The 18,660-nt window shown below is 63.7% G+C and carries 15 protein-coding genes and 2 pseudogenes; 7 read left to right on the plus strand and 10 right to left on the minus strand.

The window, feature by feature from the left end:
* Positions 1-27: 27 nt before the first annotated feature.
* On the plus strand, positions 28-1,410 hold the full coding sequence (locus X739_RS160430) for a sodium:proton antiporter (RefSeq protein ID WP_032924137.1): 1,383 nt from the start codon (positions 28-30) through the stop codon (positions 1,408-1,410).
* Here X739_RS160430 and X739_RS01000000165815 read toward each other — a convergent pair.
* From X739_RS01000000165815 to gcvA, 8 genes and pseudogenes are all read right to left on the minus strand, one after another.
* Positions 1,411-1,928: pseudogene (locus X739_RS01000000165815) on the minus strand (ATP-binding cassette domain-containing protein).
* Positions 1,925-2,650, minus strand: coding sequence for an ABC transporter ATP-binding protein (locus X739_RS160425; RefSeq protein WP_023772241.1), 726 nt, complete (start codon positions 2,648-2,650; stop codon positions 1,925-1,927). Before X739_RS160425 ends, X739_RS01000000165815 begins: the two are co-directional and overlap by 4 nt.
* Positions 2,647-3,609: a branched-chain amino acid ABC transporter permease gene (locus X739_RS160420; protein WP_023772240.1), complete on the minus strand. Its 963-nt coding sequence runs from the start codon at positions 3,607-3,609 to the stop codon at positions 2,647-2,649. The genes X739_RS160425 and X739_RS160420 overlap by 4 nt, the downstream gene beginning before the upstream one ends.
* Positions 3,606-4,487 (minus strand): branched-chain amino acid ABC transporter permease, encoded by an 882-nt coding sequence (locus X739_RS160415; protein WP_023772239.1) that lies wholly within the window; start codon positions 4,485-4,487, stop codon positions 3,606-3,608. Before X739_RS160415 ends, X739_RS160420 begins: the two co-directional genes overlap by 4 nt.
* 102 nt (positions 4,488-4,589) lie before the next feature.
* On the minus strand, positions 4,590-5,894 hold the full coding sequence (locus X739_RS160410; RefSeq protein WP_023793143.1) for an ABC transporter substrate-binding protein: 1,305 nt from the start codon (positions 5,892-5,894) through the stop codon (positions 4,590-4,592).
* 157 nt (positions 5,895-6,051) lie between these two features.
* A complete protein-coding gene (locus X739_RS160405; RefSeq protein WP_023772237.1) occupies positions 6,052-7,497 on the minus strand; it encodes a hypothetical protein in 1,446 nt (481 codons plus the stop codon).
* A gap of 3 nt (positions 7,498-7,500) precedes the next feature.
* Complete coding sequence (gene pncB, locus X739_RS160400) at positions 7,501-8,805, minus strand: nicotinate phosphoribosyltransferase (RefSeq protein ID WP_023772236.1); 1,305 nt, start codon at positions 8,803-8,805, stop codon at positions 7,501-7,503.
* Positions 8,806-8,924: 119 nt separating this feature from the next.
* Positions 8,925-9,896, minus strand: a complete 972-nt coding sequence (gcvA, locus tag X739_RS160395; protein ID WP_023772235.1) for a transcriptional regulator GcvA — start codon at positions 9,894-9,896, stop codon at positions 8,925-8,927.
* 210 nt (positions 9,897-10,106) lie between these two features.
* On the opposite strand from gcvA, the pseudogene speB reads away from it, so the two are divergent.
* From speB to X739_RS160380, 4 genes and pseudogenes are all read left to right on the plus strand, one after another.
* Positions 10,107-11,182 (plus strand): annotated as a pseudogene (gene speB, locus X739_RS01000000165820) (agmatinase).
* A 68-nt stretch (positions 11,183-11,250) separates the two neighbouring features.
* Positions 11,251-12,054 (plus strand): transporter substrate-binding domain-containing protein, encoded by an 804-nt coding sequence (locus X739_RS160390; protein ID WP_031240273.1) that lies wholly within the window; start codon positions 11,251-11,253, stop codon positions 12,052-12,054.
* A 6-nt stretch (positions 12,055-12,060) separates the two neighbouring features.
* Positions 12,061-12,717 carry an amino acid ABC transporter permease gene (locus tag X739_RS160385; RefSeq protein ID WP_023772232.1) on the plus strand — a complete coding sequence of 219 codons (657 nt, stop codon included), beginning with the start codon at positions 12,061-12,063 and terminating at the stop codon, positions 12,715-12,717.
* The gene (locus X739_RS160380) at positions 12,714-13,361 is read left to right on the plus strand and encodes an amino acid ABC transporter permease (RefSeq protein ID WP_023772231.1); all 648 of its coding nucleotides are present in this window, start codon (positions 12,714-12,716) and stop codon (positions 13,359-13,361) included. The genes X739_RS160385 and X739_RS160380 overlap by 4 nt, the downstream gene beginning before the upstream one ends.
* Positions 13,362-13,503: 142 nt before the next feature.
* Here the strand turns inward: X739_RS160380 and X739_RS160375 are convergent, their stop codons facing one another.
* Together X739_RS160375 and X739_RS160370 are read right to left on the minus strand one after the other, a co-directional pair.
* Positions 13,504-14,421, minus strand: a complete 918-nt coding sequence (locus X739_RS160375; RefSeq protein WP_023772230.1) for an NADP-dependent oxidoreductase — start codon at positions 14,419-14,421, stop codon at positions 13,504-13,506.
* A gap of 149 nt (positions 14,422-14,570) precedes the next feature.
* Positions 14,571-15,974, minus strand: a complete 1,404-nt coding sequence (locus X739_RS160370) for an MATE family efflux transporter (protein WP_023772229.1) — start codon at positions 15,972-15,974, stop codon at positions 14,571-14,573.
* Positions 15,975-16,214: 240 nt separating this feature from the next.
* Between X739_RS160370 and X739_RS160365 the strand changes: the two genes are divergently transcribed.
* Positions 16,215-17,132, plus strand: coding sequence for an AraC family transcriptional regulator (locus tag X739_RS160365; RefSeq protein ID WP_023772228.1), 918 nt, complete (start codon positions 16,215-16,217; stop codon positions 17,130-17,132).
* 241 nt (positions 17,133-17,373) lie between these two features.
* Positions 17,374-18,645: an extracellular solute-binding protein gene (locus X739_RS160360; RefSeq protein ID WP_023772227.1), complete on the plus strand. Its 1,272-nt coding sequence runs from the start codon at positions 17,374-17,376 to the stop codon at positions 18,643-18,645.
* Positions 18,646-18,660: the final 15 nt, after the last annotated feature.

Below are 18,660 nucleotides of genomic sequence, written 5' to 3' on the forward strand. Positions count from 1 at the left end.
GGGGCGGGCAGCGCGATCGTCGTCGCGATGCTGTTTCCATCACAGGCCTTCGCGGCCGAAGAGCACGGCCTGCCCGGCGCCGCCATGTCTTTCTGGTGGGCGCTGCCTTTTGCCGGGCTGCTGTTGTCGATCGCGACCGGGCCGCTGCTGTTCCACCATGTATGGGAACATCACTATGGTAAGATCGCGGGCTTGTGGGCGGCGCTGGTGATCGTGCCGCTCGCGATTGCCTTCGGTGCTCCCGCGGCAACCGAGGCAGTTCTGCACGCGCTGCTCACGGAATACATGTCGTTCATTGTCCTGCTGTTTGCGCTTTACACGATTTCAGGCGGCATCCTGCTTGCCGGCAACATCCACGGCACACCGCTGGTCAATGCCGGGCTGCTGATCGTCGGGGCGCTGCTGGCCTCGGTGATCGGCACGACCGGCGCCTCGATGATCCTGATCCGGCCGATCCTGCGCGCCAACGACAACAGGCCTTTCAATGCCCATGTCGTCATCTTCTTCATTTTCCTGGTGTCCAACATCGGCGGCTCGCTGACGCCGCTCGGCGACCCCCCGCTGTTCGTCGGCTTCCTGCGCGGCGTCGATTTCTTCTGGACGACCACCAACCTCTACCGAGAGACGCTGTTCGTTGGCCTCGTCGTGCTGGCGGCGTTCCTGGCGATCGACCTCATCCTGCACCGGCGCGAGGCTGGCGCACCGAAGATCAAGGATCCGACACCCGATACGAAGGTGCGCCTGCGCGGCCTCGCCAACCTCCAGCTGCTGGCCGGTGTGATCGGCGCCATCCTGCTGTCGGCGGCGTGGAAGCCGGGCGTGAGTTTTTCCGTGTTCGGCGTCGGTCTCGAACTGCAGAACCTGGTCCGCGACGTGATCATCCTCGCGCTGGCCCTGCTATCGCTTCCGCTCTCCTACAAGAGCCACCGCGAGGCGAACGGCTTCAACTGGAGTCCGATCGCGGAAGTGGCCAAATTGTTCGCCGGCATCTTCATCTGCATCGTCCCGGTCGTCGCCATTTTGAGGGCCGGCCACAACGGTGCGCTGGCGCCGCTGGTCGCGCTCGTCACGTCGGCGCAAGGCACGCCCAACGACCTCGCCTATTTCTGGCTGACCGGTGCATTGTCGTCCTTCCTCGACAATGCACCGACCTATCTGGTGTTTTTCGAGCTGGCGGGCGGCGATCCCCGCCACCTGATGACGGAGTTCGCCTCGACACTTGCCGCGATCTCGGCCGGCGCCGTGTTCATGGGCGCCAACACCTATATCGGCAACGCGCCGAACTTCATGGTCTATGCCATTGCCAGGCATCGCGGCGTCAAGATGCCGGGCTTCTTTGGGTATATGCTGTGGTCCGGGCTGGTGCTGGTCCCGACCTTCTTGGTCGCGGGTTTTCTGTTTTTCGGTTGATCAACCCACGCCGACATAGCGCCGGACCGCGGACGGGTCGACGCGCAGGGCCTCGACATCGACCGTCTCGCGGTTGCGGCCGTTTTCAATAAAGCAGACACGATCGGCGACCGACAGCACGGCATCGACCCGCTGCTCGACCAGGATGGTGGAGACCTCCATCTCGCGCAGCTTCGACACCGTCTCGCGGATCTTGGCGATCATCGACGGCATCANACCGTCATCTCGGCGAACAGCCGCCTGCCCTGTGGCACGTAGGCGACACCAGCCTTCGGCACTTCATGCGCCGGCAGGCCGGTCAATTCCTGCCCTGCGAGCCTGATCGAGCCGGCACGCACCGGAACCAGGCCCATGATCGCCTTCAGCGTCGTCGTCTTGCCGGCGCCGTTGCGGCCGAACAGGCACAGCACCTCTCCCTTGTTCAGCACCAGGTCGAGCCCATAGAGCACCTGGACCTCGCCATAGAAGCAATCGAGCCCGGAAATCGTCAGCGATTCGGCCTTGCTCGCCTCAGTCATGGTGCCGTTCCCAGATAGGCTTCCTGAACCGCCGCGTTCTCGCGGATGGCTTCGGGTGTGCCCTCGGCCAGGATCCTGCCGGCGTTGAAGACGGTGATGCGGTCGGCAAGCTGCATCACGACCGGCATGTTGTGCTCGATCAGCAGCACGGTCGCGCCTTTGGCGATGTCGCGCACCAGCGCGATGAAATTGTCGATCTCGCTGTCGGCGAGCCCCTGCGTCGGCTCGTCGAGGATCAGCAGCCGCGGCTTGAGCGCCAAGCCCATCGCCACCTCCAGCAGGCGCTGGTGACCATATGACAACTGACCGGCCGGCATATGGGCGCGGTCGGCCAGGCCCGTGCGTTCGAGGGCCGACATGACGCCCGCGCCCACCGCGCCTTTCGAGCGCCCATCGCTCAGGGTCCGTTGCACGGGCAACGCGACATTGTCGTAGGCGCTGAGATTGGCGAAGACGCTGGTGATCTGGAACGTATAGGCGATTCCCTGGCGCACCCTGATATAGGCCGGCTGGCTGGTGATATCGGCGCCGTCGAAGACGATCGCGCCCGAAGACGGCTGGATGCGGCCGCTGATCAGACTGACGAAGGTTGTCTTGCCGGCGCCGTTCGGACCGATGACGGCGCGGATCTCGCCCGGCATCAGGGTGAAATCGACATTGTCGACCGCATGCAGGCCGCCAAAGCTGCGCGACAGGCCCTTCGTGGTCAGCAGCGGCGTCATGGCAGCCATCCGAGCCAGCGCTGGCGGATGGTGCCGAGAATGCCTTTCGGGAAAAACAGCACCAGCAGAATGAGTGCTATGCCGACGATCAGCAGGTAGGCCGACGTGTAGCCGCTGGTGACGTCGATGACATAGTACATGAACACCGTGCCGATCAGTGGTCCAAGCGTTGTGGCCGCACCGCCGAGCAGCACCCACAGCAGCGGCAGGATCGAATACTGTACCGAGGCGAAACTCGACCCGACATAGCCGAACAGCAGTGCGTAGGCGGCGCCGGACGCCGCGCAGATCGTGCCGGAGACGACAACGGCGGCAAGCTTGTCGGAGAAGGTGTCGTAGCCCAGCATCTTGGTGCGTTCCTCATTCTCCCGGATCGCGATCAGCACGCGACCGTATCTGGACCGGACGACAGCAAGCGTGATCAGCAGCACGAGCGAAAACAAGCCGAGCGCCGTCATGTAGCGTACGGTCGGGTTGGTGAGATCGAGCGAGGTGGCGCCGAGATTGAGAACACGCGCCGATTGCGGCACCACCTGACCCTGATCGCCGCCGGTCCAGGTCGCGAAATAGAGGATGGCCAGATAAAACACCTGCGCGAACATCATGGTGACGATCATGAAGGCGACGCCCGTGGTGCGCAGCGCCAGGAGGCCGATCACCAGCCCCAACGCCGCGCCGCAGGCGATGCCGGCGATGAACGCCAGTGGCACGCTCCAGCCGAGCTGGATGACGGCAAGGCCGGCGCCATAAAGCCCGGCGCCAAAGAACATCGCATGGCCGAGGCTGAGCAGGCCGACATAGCCGAACAGCATGTTGTAGCCCATGGCGAAGACCGCCAGCACCATGATGCGGGCGAGCAGGCCGTGGTAATAGCCAGGCAAGAGGAAGCTCAGCATGAAGAGCAGGGCAATCACGCCGAGATGCAGCGCATAGGCCTTTGCCGGCGAAGCTTCGCTCATCGCGATGTCGTCCCGAACAGGCCTTGCGGCCGGAACACCAGCACCATGGCGACCAGCAGCGTGGCGATGATCTTGGCCAGCGTCGGCGAGAAGAACATCGATATGATGCCGTCGGAGAGGCCGATCAGCACGGCGGCGACGACCGTGCCGCGCAACGAGCCTAGGCCGCCGATGATGACGACGATGAAGGACAAGAGCAGCGGATCCTGCCCCATCAGGTAGTGCGCCTGGCTGATGGGCACGATCAGCACCGCGGCGATCGCCGCCAGCATGGCGCCGAGCGCGAAGACGCCGCCATAGACGCGGCCGACCGGGATACCGAAGGCCTGCGCCGTCTCGCTGTCATACTGCGTGGCACGCATGACAAGGCCGATCCTGGTGCGCGTCAGCACCAGCCATGTCGCGATCAGCAGAAGAGCGGATGCGGCGATGATCGACAGCTTGTAGCCGGAATAGCCGAACCACGGCAGAAGGATGCGATAGCTGAATGGCGGCTCCACGGGCCGCGCTTCGGGGCCATAGAAGGTCAGCGCCAGCTGCTGGATGATGTAGAGCATGCCGATGGTGGCGACGATGGTGGCTTCCGGATTGTAGTTGAGCCGGCGCAGCACCAGCCGTTCGGCGACCAGCGCGATGGCGCCGACGATCAGCGGCGCGATAACCAGCGCCGCCAGGAAGCCAAGAGCCGGATGGCCGCCAATTGCCGATGTGATCGCCCAGGCAAGCACGGCGCCCAGCATGAAGAACTCGCCATGGGCGACGTTGACGACACGCATGACGCCGAACACCAGCGACAATCCCAGCGCCGTCAGCGCCAGCACGGCCGAGGTGACGAGGCCTTCAAGGGTTGCGAGGAGAAGGTGGGGTCCGAAGTGCATCGATTACACGCCCGATAGGTGGCGCGAAGCGCCTCCCTCTGCCCTGCCCGGCCCGGCAGGGTAGAGGGAGGTGGCCTGGCGCTCACGCTGGCTGGAATGAGTTCACAGCGCCTGCGTCGTGTAATCCCCTTCGGCCTCGTAAAGCCCGTCCTCGATCTTGGTCTTGTGCACGACCTTCAGCTTGCCGCCCTCGACCTTGGAGATGTTCTGGATGCCAAAGCACTGGTGGATCTTGCCGTTGAAGGTTTTTGGACCCTGCGGATGCTCCGGGCCTTCGGCGAATTCCTTCAGCGCCTCGGTCGCCTCGACCAGTTTGGCGCGGTCTTCCGGCCCCTTGTAGCCGGCGTCTTCCATCGCCTTCTTGACGACGTAGAGCGTTTCCCAGCAGCCGAACATGTGCGCGGCGGTGGAGACGTCCTTGGCGTCGCCGACGGCGGCGCCGTTGTCGTCGATGCCGACAGCGGCCCGATAGGCCTTCTGCGCTTCGGTGTCGTCGGACTGGGCGTAGCGCGGCGAACCTTCCCAGAAATGGCTGCCGTCGAGGAATTCGAGGCCGGGGCTGTTGATGTCGACAGCTTCCAGCGAATCGATGAAGCCGAAGAGTTGCGGCCGGTTGGAACCGTAGAACTCGCCGAGTTCCTTGACGAAGGTGAGCACCGCCGGGCCGACCATGACGTGGTAGATCACCTCGGTCTCGGGCGGGATCTGCGGAAAGTACTTGGTGAAGGACGATTCCGTCGGCGGAATGGCGATCTGCGCGATCACCTCGGCGCCTTGCGCCTTCAGCGCCGGCGGCAGGTAGTCGCGATGGTCATAGCCGAAGGCGAAATCGGGGAATATCTGCGTCACCTTCTTGCCGGCATTGGCCGCGATCCATGGCGCCATCGACTGGATTTGGCTCTTCACGTCGGTGATGCCGGGCTGGAAGACATAACGGTTGAGCTTGGTCGAGGCGACGTGGTGACCTTCGCTGACGACGAAGTAGGGCATCTTGTTTTCGCCGGCGGCAGGCGCCGATCCAATGACGACATGCGAGAACAGCGTACCGAAGACGATGTCGGTTTTGTGCTGGGTGGCGAACTTCCCGACCACTTCGGCGCCGCGGCCGGGATCGGTGCCGTCATCCTCGATGATCACCTCGACCTGGCGGCCATTGATGCCGCCGGCGGCATTGATCGCCTTGATCGCGGCGGCGGTCGTCTTCTCGTACCAGCGGCCGTAGGCGGCGCCAATGCCGGTACGGTGCGACTGGAAGCCGATCTTGATCGGCGCCGAACTCTGTGCCTGGGAATAGCGGACGAAGCCGGGCGCCATGGCGAGGCCAGCGCCGGCGGCGAGGCCCTTCAGCGTGGTACGGCGGGTGAGTGTGGTTTTGGAGAGATCGAAAAATCCGTTCTTGTCAGTCACGTTCGTTCCCCTGTTTTTGTGTTTTGACCAACGATAAGGCGGCTCGAACATCCTCGGCAAGAGGATGCAAAATTGCATGTGTACAAACTAAATCACCAAAGCCTTGGTCTGGCAAGCGAGCTTTCCGTGGGGCATGGCTCACAGGAGATGGCTTGTCTCATCCGACTGTCGGCGTGGCAAGCAGCCAGAGACCGAAAATGGTGTAGGCGATCATCAACACGGTGAGCGGAAACTGACTGAGCGCGGCGCGGGCAGGCTGGGGATGCAGGCGCCAGGCAAAGCCGTGCGCGACGAGGACAGCGAGCACATGGCCAAGGATGATGGCGCCCGCCTGGACATTCCACAGCCACCATGCCGACGCCGCGCCGGCGACGATGCCGGCCTCGACCTGCATGTCGGCGGTGCCGAACAGGTTCCAGCCAAGCGCGAAGGGATCGGACAGGGAGGCCAGCGCATATTGGCCGTCGACGAGCAGCGCCGTCAGATAATGCGCGACATGGTAGGCGAGCGCGATCGGCACGATCGACCACACCAGCATGCCCGCTGCCTGGGCGAAAGGCTTGTCGCCGCGGGCAAGACGCTGGCCGAGCACGACGGCAAGCAGGAACACCGCCGCGAGCAACGCGAATGTCACAACGAGCCCGAGCGTCCCACTGCCGATCACGGCCGTGCGGCCCGGAAATTCGAGCGGGTTGATGCCGAACAGGCCGAGCCAGAAGAAAGTCTTCGACAGGCCGTCGAAGGAGACCGAGGACAAAGCAAGCAGCAGGAAGGCGATGCCGCTGGCGGGCAGCGGCTCGGCCTGAAGCAGTTTGGCGCCCGGCCAGCACAGCGCAAGACGGCCTTTGTCCCCGCGCTCGATCGGCGCGAAACGCGCCGCCATCGAAAAGACCAGGCCGAGGAATTCGCCGCTGCGGCTCCATTTGTCGTAACCGAACACCAGCGCGGCCAGCAGGGTGAACAGCCAGTAGAGGCCGGCGGCAAAGGCCAGCCGCGCCGCATCGTCAGGAGCGGGATAGACGAGTTCGAACCAGGCGAAGGCTAGAAACAGGATAACGGCCGGCCAGCAGCCAAACCATTGCGGAAGTGGCCTGAACCCGTCATCGCTTCCGCCGATCAGCCGCGACAGCAGCCGCCATGGGCCGTACCAAGGGTTGAGCCACGACCAGAGATCGCCGAACACGCCTTGCAGCAGTGTCAGGCCGGCCCATAGCAGCGTCCAGATCACCAGTGGCAGCGGGTTGGAGAGCGGGTCGCGGCTGCCGAGGACGCCAGCGGCCAGGAGAATTGCAAAGCCGGCAAATGAGATCAGGCTGATGGCGGCGCGGACGCTGTCACCGAAGGCGAATAGCGGTAGGCGTCGGCGCCAGAAACGGTCGACGGTGTCGGGCGGCAGCAATGCCAAGACAAGGAAACTGGCGGCGACGGCAAAGGCGCCGCCGATAATGTAGTAGCCGGTGGGGAGGAGCAGGACGTGGCCACGGTCGGAGGCGTGGGCGAAGGCGGGAGTGGGGGAGACGAGCCACAAGGCCGAGAACGACAAGGCAAACGGCAGACGGAGGCGTTCTACGGCGGAACTCGAACTGTCCAAGAGTCCGCCCATCCCTCAAACCTTGACGAGTTGCTCCACGCGATCCTTTTGCCCAAAAATCCTCAAATACCGCTCGATCTCCTTGAGATCGCCCGTCGCCTTGGCCGGATTGTCGGACAGCTTCACCGCCGGCCTTCCATTGGCTTCGGTGACCTTGCAGACCAGCGATATGGCGTCGAGGCTGTTGGTCTGCGTCGGCGCGCAACCTTCGAAGTCGTTGGTCAGATTTGTGCCCCAGCCGAAAGACATGCGCACCTTGCCCTTGAAATGACGGTAGGTCTCCTCGATGGTCTCGACCTCGAGGCCGTCGGAAAAGATCAGCAGCTTCTGCCTGGGGTCCTTGCCCTTCTCGCGCCACCAATCGATGATTTTTTCGCCGCCCTCGATCGGCGGCGCGCTGTCGGGGCGGAAGCCGGTCCAGTCGGCGACCCAGTCCGGCGCGTCGCGCAGGAACGAGGCGGTGCCGAAGGCATCGGGCAGCACGATCAAGAGATTGCCGCCATAGTAGCGCTGCCAGTCCTGCAGCACCTTGTAGGGCGACTGCTTCAGCTCTTTTTCCGAATTGGCGAGGGCCGCGAACACCATCGGCAGTTCATGCGCGTTGGTGCCGAGCGCTTCGAGATCGTTGTCCATGGCCAGCAGCACGTTGGAGGTGCCGGTGAAGGCTTCGCCGATGCCTTCCTTGAGCGCCTCGACGCACCAGCGCTGCCACAGGAAGGAATGGCGCCGGCGGGTACCGAAATCCGAGATGCGGATGCCGGGCAGCGCCTTCAGCCGTTCGGTCTTGGCCCACATCTTGGCCTTGGCGCGGGCATAGAGCACGTCGAGCGTAAAAGGCCCGAACGATCGCAAAGCGGCACGCGAACGCAATTCATTGATGATGGCGAGCGCCGGGATCTCCCAAAGCGTGGTGTACATCCAGGGGCCGGAGAAAGAGAGCTCGTATTGGCCGTCACGCTTGGAAAGCTCATAGCCGGGCAGCCGGAAGCCTTCCAGCCAGGCGAGGAACTCCGGCTCGAAAATCTGCTTGCGGCCGTAGAAATTGTTGCCGCCGAGCCAGATCATCTCCTTCTTTGAGAAGCGCAAGGTGCGGGCATGGTCGAGCTGTTCGCGCAGCTCGCCCTCATCAATCTCGTCGGCGAGCCGCACCGAGGTGGTGCGGTTGATCAGTGAGAAGGTGGTGTCGACCTTGGGGTACATGCCCCAGATCATCTGCAGCATCAAAAGCTTGTAGAAGTCGGTGTCGAGCAAACTGCGCACGATCGGGTCGAGCTTCCAGGTGTGGTTATAGACGCGCCGCGCAATATCGGTCCTGGCCATATCTCGTCACCGCCTTCGCTGCCTGCCAACCACAATCGCGACAGGCCTCATAGCATCGAATTCGCAAAAACGCTGCCCGCTTTCAGGCTGGCCCGACAAAAAGAACGCCCTGCGTGCGGCTACGAGGGTTTGCCGCCCATCACCTTGAGCGCGGGACGTTTGCGGCGGGTGACGAGGCGGCCCGCGACCGGAGCGTCGGCGCGGCCGTCATCCCCGGCCTTCTCGGCGAACAGCCAGTCGATGAACACCTGCACGATCGGCGTCGCCCGCATTTCGTTGCGGCAAACGACATAGAAATCGTCGACCGCCGGCACCGACAGGCTGAACGGCGCGACCAGCATTCCCCTGGCCAGCAGGGCGCTTGCCGTCACCGAGTCGCCCAGCGCCACGCCGTGGCCATGGACGGCGGCTTCCGTCGTCATGCGTGCATCGCCGAGATGATGGCGCCGGCCGCGCTCCAGCTCCAGCGCGTCGGCGGCGGCCAGCCAGGTGTGCCACTCGCGGCCATCGTCGCCATGCAGCAAGACATGGTCGGCGAGGTCGCGAACATTGCGGATCGGCCGGTTGTTGATCAGCGTCGGGCTGACCACCGGGAACAGCTCCAGGCCCGACCATTTGCGCATCCAGCAATCGGTCCAGCTGCCATCGCCATAATGCACGCAGACATCGATATGCGGCGCCCGGATATCCCTGGGATCGTTGGAGGGAATGAGCGTCAGCTGGATGTCAGGATATTGCGCGGTGAAGCTGCCCAGCCTCGGCGTCATCCACAAGAGCAGCAAGGCCGGCACGCAGGACACCGACAGCGCGCCGCTGCTTGCCGGCCGCGTCAGACGTTGGGTGGCGGCGGCGATGCCGTCGAAGGCGACCGATACCGCCGGCAAAAGTTCGGCGCCATGCGGGGTCAGCTTGACCCGCTGGCCGACGCGCTCGAACAGCTTGACCCCAAGCGATTGCTCTAGCGCCTTGATCTGGTGGCTGACGGCTCCGTGCGTGACATTCAGTTCGCTCGCCGCCTTGGTCAGCGAGGCATGGCGGGCCGTGGCCTCGAAGGCGCGCAGCGGGTTGAGAGGTGGCAGGCGCTTGGCCATGAATGCTCGGCTTTATTGTGAGCTTTTCTCACAGGAGCCACCCTAACAATATCAATTGCTTTTTCAAAGCGGCTGCCGGACACTTTACCCCAAGACAACATCAAGACGTGAAATCTGCAGCCAGCCGGCGGGACAACGGCCCGGCCGGATGACGGTCGGTTCGCCCGAGGTCACCGCCGGCACGACTGCATCAGCCGAGGAGGAGCGGATATGGGATATGATCGCGGCAAGCTCGATGCGCTGCGTCGCAAATATGGCGAAAGCCATGGCGGCGAGATGTTCGACCCGAAATTCCGCAAGGTCGCCGACAAAATCTTTTCCAAGAGCGGCACGCGGCTGGCGCCCTATTCCGGCATCCCGACCTTCCTTGCCGCGCCCTACCGCGAAATATCGGCTGACAATCCGGACTTCGGCGATCTGCAGGTGGCGATAACGGGCGTGCCGATGGATCTCGGCGTCACCAACCGGCCGGGCTCGCGCTTCGGGCCGCGCGCCTTGCGGGCGATCGAGCGCATCGGCCCCTACAATCACGTGCTGGAATGCGCGCCGACGCATGAACTCAGGGTCGCCGACATCGGCGACGTTCCGTTCCAGAGCCGCTACCGGCTGGAGACCAGCCATGAGGATATCGAGCGGCGCATCAACCAGATCGTCGACGCCGGGGTCATCCCGTTGTCGGTCGGCGGCGACCATTCGATCACCCACCCGATCCTGAAGGCGGTCGGCAAGAAGGCGCCGGTCGGGCTGATCCACATCGATGCCCATTGCGATACCAGCGGCCTGTTCGACCTGACCAAATTCCACCATGGCGGCCCGTTTCGCAACGCGGTGCTGGACGGCGTGCTCGATCCGACGCGTACCATCCAGATCGGCATCCGCGGCTCGGCCGAATATCTGTGGGAGTTCACCTACGAGTCCGGCATGACCGTTGTCCATGCCGAGGAGATCGGAAGAGCACACGTCTNGGTCTCGGCATTCCCGCCATCATCGAGAAGGCGCGCAGAATAGTCGGCGACGGGCCGACCTATGTCTCCTTCGACATCGACAGCGTCGATCCGGCCTTCGCACCGGGCACCGGCACGCCGGAAGTCGGCGGCCTGACGACGCGCGAAGTGCTCGAACTGCTGCGCGGCTTCAAAGGCCTCAACATTGTCGGCGGCGATGTCGTCGAGGTGGCGCCGCAATATGACGCCACCACCAACACCGCGCACGCCGGCGCGCAGGTGCTGTTCGAGATCCTGAGCCTGATGGTGTTCAGCCCGGCAGTATCAGGCAAGGGAGCCTGACAAAGAAAGGCGGCCGCCGCACTGGAGCCGGCGCCCGACCCAAACAATCAAAAGCTTCCAGAAGGGGAATGACAATGACAATCCACCTCAAATCATCCATCGCCGCCGTTCTGCTCCTGGGGTTAGCGGGCTTCGCCCCGCAAGCCGCCAATGCCGACGCGCTGGCCGACATCACCAAGGCCGGCACCATCAATGTCGGCGTCTTCGCCGATTTCCCGCCCTTCTCCTCAGCCAGTGCCGACATGAGCCTCAAGGGCTATGACATGGATGTGGCGCAGTACATCGCCGACACGCTCAAGGTGAAGCTCAACACCGTTGCCGTCACCGGCCAGAACCGCATCCCCTATTTGAACGACCATCGCGTCGACATCCTGATGAGCGTCGGCTACTCGAAAGAGCGCGAGCAGGTCATCGACTTCGCCGCTGCCTACGCGCCCTATTACATCGCGGTGATCGGTCCGGCGGCAATGCCAGTCAAAGGCAAGGAAGATCTTGCCGGCAAGTCGATCGCCGTCAATCGCGGCACGCTGGAAGACACCTCGCTAACCGAAGCAGCACCGGCCTCGGCGGACATCAAGCGTTTCGATAACTACAATTCGGTGATCCAGGCCTTCATCTCCGGCCAGACCCAGCTGATGGTCGTCGGCAACGATGTCGGCGCGCAGGTGCTGGCCAAGCAGGATGCGCTGAAGCCGGAGCAGAAGTTCCAGCTTCTGACCTCGCCGTCGCATATCGGCCTCAACAAGAACGAGGACGCCCTGAAGAAGGCGGTCAACGACGCCATTGCCAAGATGCTGGCCGACGGCAAGCTGGACGAAAGCTCGAAGGCCTGGCTGAAGACGCCGCTGAACCCCGACAACCTCAAGGATTGAGTCGACGTGGCCTTCGGCTGGCTTCCAGGTGCCGTGGGCGACATCGCGCACGGCGCGGCGACGACGATCCTTTTGATCGCCGTCACCACGCTTGCGGGCACGCTGCTCAGCATCCTCGGTGCCGCCGGGCGGCGAAGCGGCCCGGCGCTGCTGCGCCGGGCCATCGGCTGGTATGTCGAGGTGATGCGCAACACGCCGTTCCTGGTGCAGCTGTTCTTCATCTTCTTCGGCCTGCCGAGCCTCGGCATCAGGCTCGATCCGATCCTGGCCGCCATGTTGGCGATGACGCTCAACATGGCCGCCTACACGATCGAGATCGTCGGCGCTGGCCTTGACGCGGTGCCGCACGGGCAGACGGAAGCAGCCCTGGCGCTCGGGCTGAGGCCGCGCCAGCTGTTCATCAAGATCGTGCTGCCGCAGGCGCTCAAGATCATCTACCCCGCGCTGACCAGCCAGATCGTCATCATGATGCTGGAATCAGCCGTGGTGTCGCAGATCGCTGTACGCGAGCTGACCTATGAGGCCGACATGCTGCAAGCGCGCACCTTCCGTTCTTTCGAGACGTATTTCGTCGTGACGCTGGTCTATCTCTTGATGTCGATGGCCTTGCGGCGGCTGCTGGTTGCAGGCGGCCGCCGCGCGCTCGGAGCTGGGGTGTCATGATCGAGTTCACCCTCTGGGACATCGTGCGCAACCTTCTGCTTGCCGCGCGCTGGACCGTACTTTTGTCGCTGGCCGCCTTCGTCGGCGGCGCGCTGGTCGGAATGGCGGTGCTGTTCCTGAGGATCTCAGAGAATAAATGGAGCCGGCGCGTTGCCTGCGGTTACATCGCCTTGTTCCAGGGAACGCCGTTGCTGATGCAGCTGTTCCTGATGTTCTTCGGCCTGCCGATGCTCGGCCTGCGTATCGAGCCGTGGACGGCGGCGGTGCTCGGCCTCACCTTCTTCGCCAGCGCCTATCTGGCCGAAATCTGGCGCTCTGGCGTCGATGCGCTGCCATTGGGCCAATGGGATGCCGGCGCCAGCCTCGGCCTGCACTATCTGCAGGAGCTCAGGCTGATCATCCTGCCGCAGGCGTTCGCGATCACCCGCGCGCCAACGGTCGGTTTCCTGGTGCAGCTGATCAAGTCGACCGCGCTGACCTCGATCATCGGCTTCGAGGAATTGGTGCGAACCTCCAACGCCATCAACAACGCTACCTTCGAACCGTTCAAGGTCTATGGGCTGGTGGCGCTGATCTTTTTCGCCCTATGCTTTCCGCTGACGCAGTATGCGCGGCGGCTCGAACAACGAGCGGCGGCTCGCTGAGCCGAGAGCATGTTGCGTGGAGCAACCTCGACGGCGACCGCAAACTCCCGGTGTTTACCGTTCGGATGCCCATTGAGACCATTCGATCATGCTGGATGCTTCAGCGGCCGGAGGAGGACTCTTGCCTCTTCGCCATTTCAAATCACGGACGAACGCGGATGATCGTCTTCCCAGTGCGTCGCTCGGTAGGGTTGAATGCGGCTACGGCGTCGTTGAGGGTCGAAACGTTGCCAATGTTTGTCCGCAGTCGTCCGTCCCGCACCCGCTGGACGATCTCGCTCAGTTGGGCACGATCGGACTCGACAACGAAGTCGACCGCCAAGCCGTCGGCAGGCCGCGCCTCTGTCGGTCCGACGACGGACACCAGTGTTCCTCCGGCTCGGATCAGGCCGGCGGACCGCTTGCCGATTTCCCCGCCGATCACATCGAATACGAGAGCGACTTCGCCCACATCTTCGAGGGCGTCGTTCTCGAGGTCGACGAACTCATTCGCGCCAAAGTCGAGCACCGTCTGACGGTCGGAGGCGCGTCCAGTGCCGATGACATAGGCGCCGGCCTCTCGTGCAAGTTGCGTCACCATCGACCCGACCGCGCCGGCCGCACCGTGCGCGAGGACGCTCTGCCCCGCCTGAAGGCGGCCATGGTGGAAGAGTCCCTGCCACGCGGTGAGACCCGAGATCGGCAGGCTCGCGCCCACCGTGAAGTCGACGTCGCCCGGCAGCGGCGCTAGGTTGCGTGCTTCCATGGCTACATACTCCGCGAGCGTTCCATCGCGATGCCAGTCGGCGAGGCCGAACACTCTCTGACCTACCGACAGTCCCGTTGTGCCGTAGCCGAGTGCGATGACAACTCCGGCCAGCTCGTGCCCAAGGATCGACGGTGTTCGGTCAAGGCCGCGGCGGTCGGTCCAGGTGGAGGGCCATGCCAGCTCGGTCGGGACGAATCCCGAAGCATGAACCTGAACGACGACATCGTTTATCGCTGGCCGCGGCTCAGGCCGCTCCACCAGCTTCATCCCGGCCGTTCCCGCAGCCTGGTCCGTCACCACAATTGCCTTCATGATAATTCTCCTCGGTCGTTTGTCTCTTGGTGGAAACGTTTCCGCTCAGGGCCTATCTCTTAGCGGGCGTCCGTGGGCCGATCTGAAGGCGCCGGTTAGTGAGCGGCAATTTTAGGACATGACGGCAGGCTGGCAACCGGCCACCTGGATCAATGTCCGAACGCGCCTGACGGAACGATGCGGTCGCGCCGCAGCCAGCGGGCCAGAAGCAGCGCCGCCACCACGGCCAGCCCCGAAGACAGGCCGATCCAGATGCCGACGCCGCGGAAGCCGAAATGGAAGGCGAGCAGCACGCCGAGCGGCAGGCCGACGCCCCAATAGCCGATCGCGGCATAGATCATCGGGACCTTGGTGTCGTGCAGGCCGCGCAGCATGCCGGCAGCCACCGCCTGCGCGCCGTCGAAGACCTGGAACAGGGCGGCGAAAACCAGGAACGAAACGGCAAGCGCGATCACCCTGGCATTGGCAGGATTGCCAAGGTCGATGAAGGCGCTGATCAGGAGATGCGGCCAAAGCACCATCACCAGCCCCATCAGCGCCATGAAGGAAACGCCGATGACGAAGGCGGTCCAGCCGGCACGCGACACACCTTCTGGATTGCCGGCGCCATGGGCAAGCCCGACCCGCACCGTCACCGCCTGGTTGAGGCCGAGCGGCACCATGAAGGAAATCGAGGCGATCTGGATGGCGATGGCGTGCGCGGCCAGCGAATCCGCGTCGATCAGGCCCATCAGCAGGGCGGCGGCATTGAAGATCGTCACCTCGAAAGCAAGGATGCCGGCGATCGGCAGGCCGAGCCGCAGCAGGCCCTTGAAGCGCGGCCAGTCGGATCGCCAGAAGCGGCCGAACAGGTGATAGCGCCGGAATTTTTTCTCCCACATCACCACGACAGCCATGCCGGCGAACATCAGCGTGCTGGACAGCGAGGTGGCAAGGCCCGAGCCGGCGATGCCCATGGCCGGAACACCGAGATTGCCAAACATGAACACCCAGTTGGCGAACACATTGAAAGCCACGGCGACGAAGACGATGACCAACGCCCAGCCCGGCCTCTCCAGCGCCGAGATGAACGAACGCAGCACGATGTAGCCGTAGAAGGGCAGCACCGCCCACTCCAGCCAGCGCAGGTAAATGCCGGCCTGACGCGCCAGCGCCGGCTCCTGGCCCATGGCCAGCAGGATGGCCTCGCCTTGCCACAGCACGAGCCAGATCGGGACCGAGATCAGGATCGCAAGCCACAGGCCCTGGCGCACGGTGCGGCGCAGGTCACGCACGGAATAGCGGCGGCGGCCAAGCTCGGTGGCGATCATCGGCGAAGTCGCCAGCATCAGGCCGAGGCCGAAGATCAGCGGCATGAAATACAGGTTGGCGCCCAGCGCGCCGCTGGCCAGCGTGTCCGCGCCGAGGCGGCCCATCATCATGACGTCGGTGGCGGTCATCGCCGTCTGGCCGAGATTGGTCAGCACCATCGGCCAGGCCAGCGCCAGCGTCGCCCTGATTTCCTGACGCCAAAGATTTTCCGGCGCGCGAGCGCCGGCTTCGATCGCGGACATTGTCCTGCTCTTTCAAGGTTGCGGCGCGTCGGCAAAGAGCCGGAAGCCGCATTGCAAACGGCAAAACCTTCGGTTTCGCGGCGTTTGCGCCGTCTCTTGAACGAAATGCGACATGAAGGCAAGGGAGGGGGCGCGAGAACAGATTGAGCCAGCGCCATTGCCGGGAGGCGTCGCCTCGCTCCCTTGCCGGCCCGGGCTGCTACGGATAAAAACTCGGCAACGGCGAATGTGGGAGGCAGGATGGCGTTCAAACCCAGAAAGAACACGGCCGCGATCCCGCGCACGGCGCCTTCCTTCGAGCATATCGTCACCGAGGTGAGCGACAGTTTCCTGTGGCGGCTGGACGACTATCCCTGGGAGCGCAATGTCTGGAACTTCCACCCGGAATACGAGATCCACCTGCTGCGGAAATCCTCCGGCGTGGTCCTGGTCGGCGACCATATTGGCGAGTTCGGGCCGGGCTACCTCACCATCGTCGGTGGCGGCCTGCCGCATGACTGGGTCACCGCGGTGCAGCCAGGCGAGTTGATCGAGGGTCGCGACATCGTGCTGCAATTCGATCCCGAGCGGCTGCGTGGATCGGCTGACATGCTGCCGGAATTGCGCGAACTGGAGCCGTTCCTGGAACGGTCGCTGCGCGGCATGGTCTTCCACGGCGGGACCGCGCTTGAAGGCGCCGCGCTGATGGAGCGGATGGGTACGGTGCATGGGCTGGCCCGGTTCTGCCTGTTCCTCGAACTGGTCGACCTGCTGGCCCGGACCGATGAGTATGAGCTGTTGTCATCACCGAACTTCCAGCCGGTTCTCGACGCCGCCTCGCTCGACATCATCCAGCGCACCCTGACCTATCTGTTCCAACATTTCGCCGAGGACCTGAAGCTGCCTGACGTGGCCGAGCTGGCCGGCATGAGCGAAAGCACCTTCTCGCGGTTCTTCCAGAAGAACACCGGCAATTCGTTCAGCGACCATCTTGCCAAGCTCAGGCTATGGCAGGCGTGCAAGCTGCTGGCCGACACCGATGTGCCGATCACCGACATCTGTTTCCAGGTCGGCTACATGAACATCTCCAACTTCAACCGCGCCTTCCTGCGCAAGCACAAGATGACGCCGACATCCTATCGCAAGCTGTCGCGGCAGCGTCTGGCGATGCGCGCATAAGCGCATCCTGAATCACCATTTTGGACCAGATCGATACTCGTGTGACGCGCCCCGTATGTGGACGCCGATTTTTGCGCTGCACAATGCATAAAAGTACAGGTCTGCTGCAACGGGGCTTCTAGCTTGGCCCATCGCAACCGCGCATTTTGGCGATGGGTGGCATGTCGTTCGGGCGATGGTGAGGATCGCGCAACCCGAGGACCTGCGTTTCCCGCCACGTATTCCTGGAGGAGAAAAGATCATGAAACCAGTTCGGCTCGCTGCCAGCCTTGGCGCAGCTTTCGTGCTTTCCGCTACCGTTTCAACCCTAGCCTTGGCGCAGGCGCCGGTCTGTTCGGCACCGGTCAAGGTGCTGGCGCAGCCACGCGACGGCCTGACGCTTCTGGAGGACTCAAAGGCCGAGTTCGAGAAGCTCTCCGGCGCGGGCTTCAAGATTGATTATCTTAACGAGAACGATCGCCGCGCCAAGTCGCGCGCGGACGCGTCCACAGTCGGCAACTACAACGTCTACTATGTCGATGAAGCGAATGTGGCGCTTTTCGCCTCGTCGAAGTGGATCGTGCCGCTGACCGATTTTTATCCGGCTGACTACGACTATGCCGACTTCGACCCAGGCCGCCAGAAGGTTGCCACCTATGACGGCAAGGTCTGGTTCGCGCCGCTGACCGGCGGCGGCGACCTGATGGTCTACCGCAAGGACGTGCTGGAGGCCGCCGGCATCCAGCCGCCCAAGACGCTGGACGAGCTGATCGCCGACGTGCCGAAGCTGACCAATGCCGACAAGGGCATGTATGGCATCGCGTTGCGCGGCGCACGCGGCTCGGGCGCCAATGTCTGGCGCTGGATGCCGTTCTTCAAGGCCTATGGCGGCAAGTGGTTCGATGGCGACAAGCCGGCCTTCAATTCCGAGGCCGCGGTCAAGGCGACCGAGACCTATCTGAAGCTGTTCAAGGATTCGGCACCCGGCACGCAGACCGGCAGCTGGGACGAATCGACCGGCGCCTTCCTGTCGGGCCAGGTCGCGATCCTCGTCGAATCGACGCCGCTTTCGGGCATGGCGGTCGACCCGAAAACCTCGCAAGTGGTCGGTAAGATCGGCTTCCTGCCGCCGCCCTCGCCACTCCCCGGCGGCGGTTACGGCCATGGCCTTGCCATCGCGGCAAAAGCCAATGCCGACGACGCTTCGAAGAAATGCGCCGGCCTGTTCATCGCTTGGGCGACGTCGAAGGAAAACGAGAAGCGCCGGCTCGACGCCCACCAATTCGGTGAGCTGAACCGCACCAGCATCCTGTCCAGCAAGGAGTTCGCCGATATCTACGGCGCCGATCTCGGCCAGGCGCTTGCCGAAACCGGCAAGGTGACGGCGGTGAACTTCTGGCAGGACCCACGCTGGCCGGATCTCGGCGACCGCTGGGGCATCATCCTCGAGGAATTGATCGCCGGCACGCGCACCGACGTCAAGGGCAGCCTCAACGAGCTCGAGGCCTATGCCAATGAGCTGGTGAAGAAGTAGGTCCCTCCCTCTTGC

Source organism: Mesorhizobium sp. LNHC209A00 (assembly GCF_000502915.1).
Classification (GTDB): Bacteria; Pseudomonadota; Alphaproteobacteria; order Rhizobiales; family Rhizobiaceae; genus Mesorhizobium.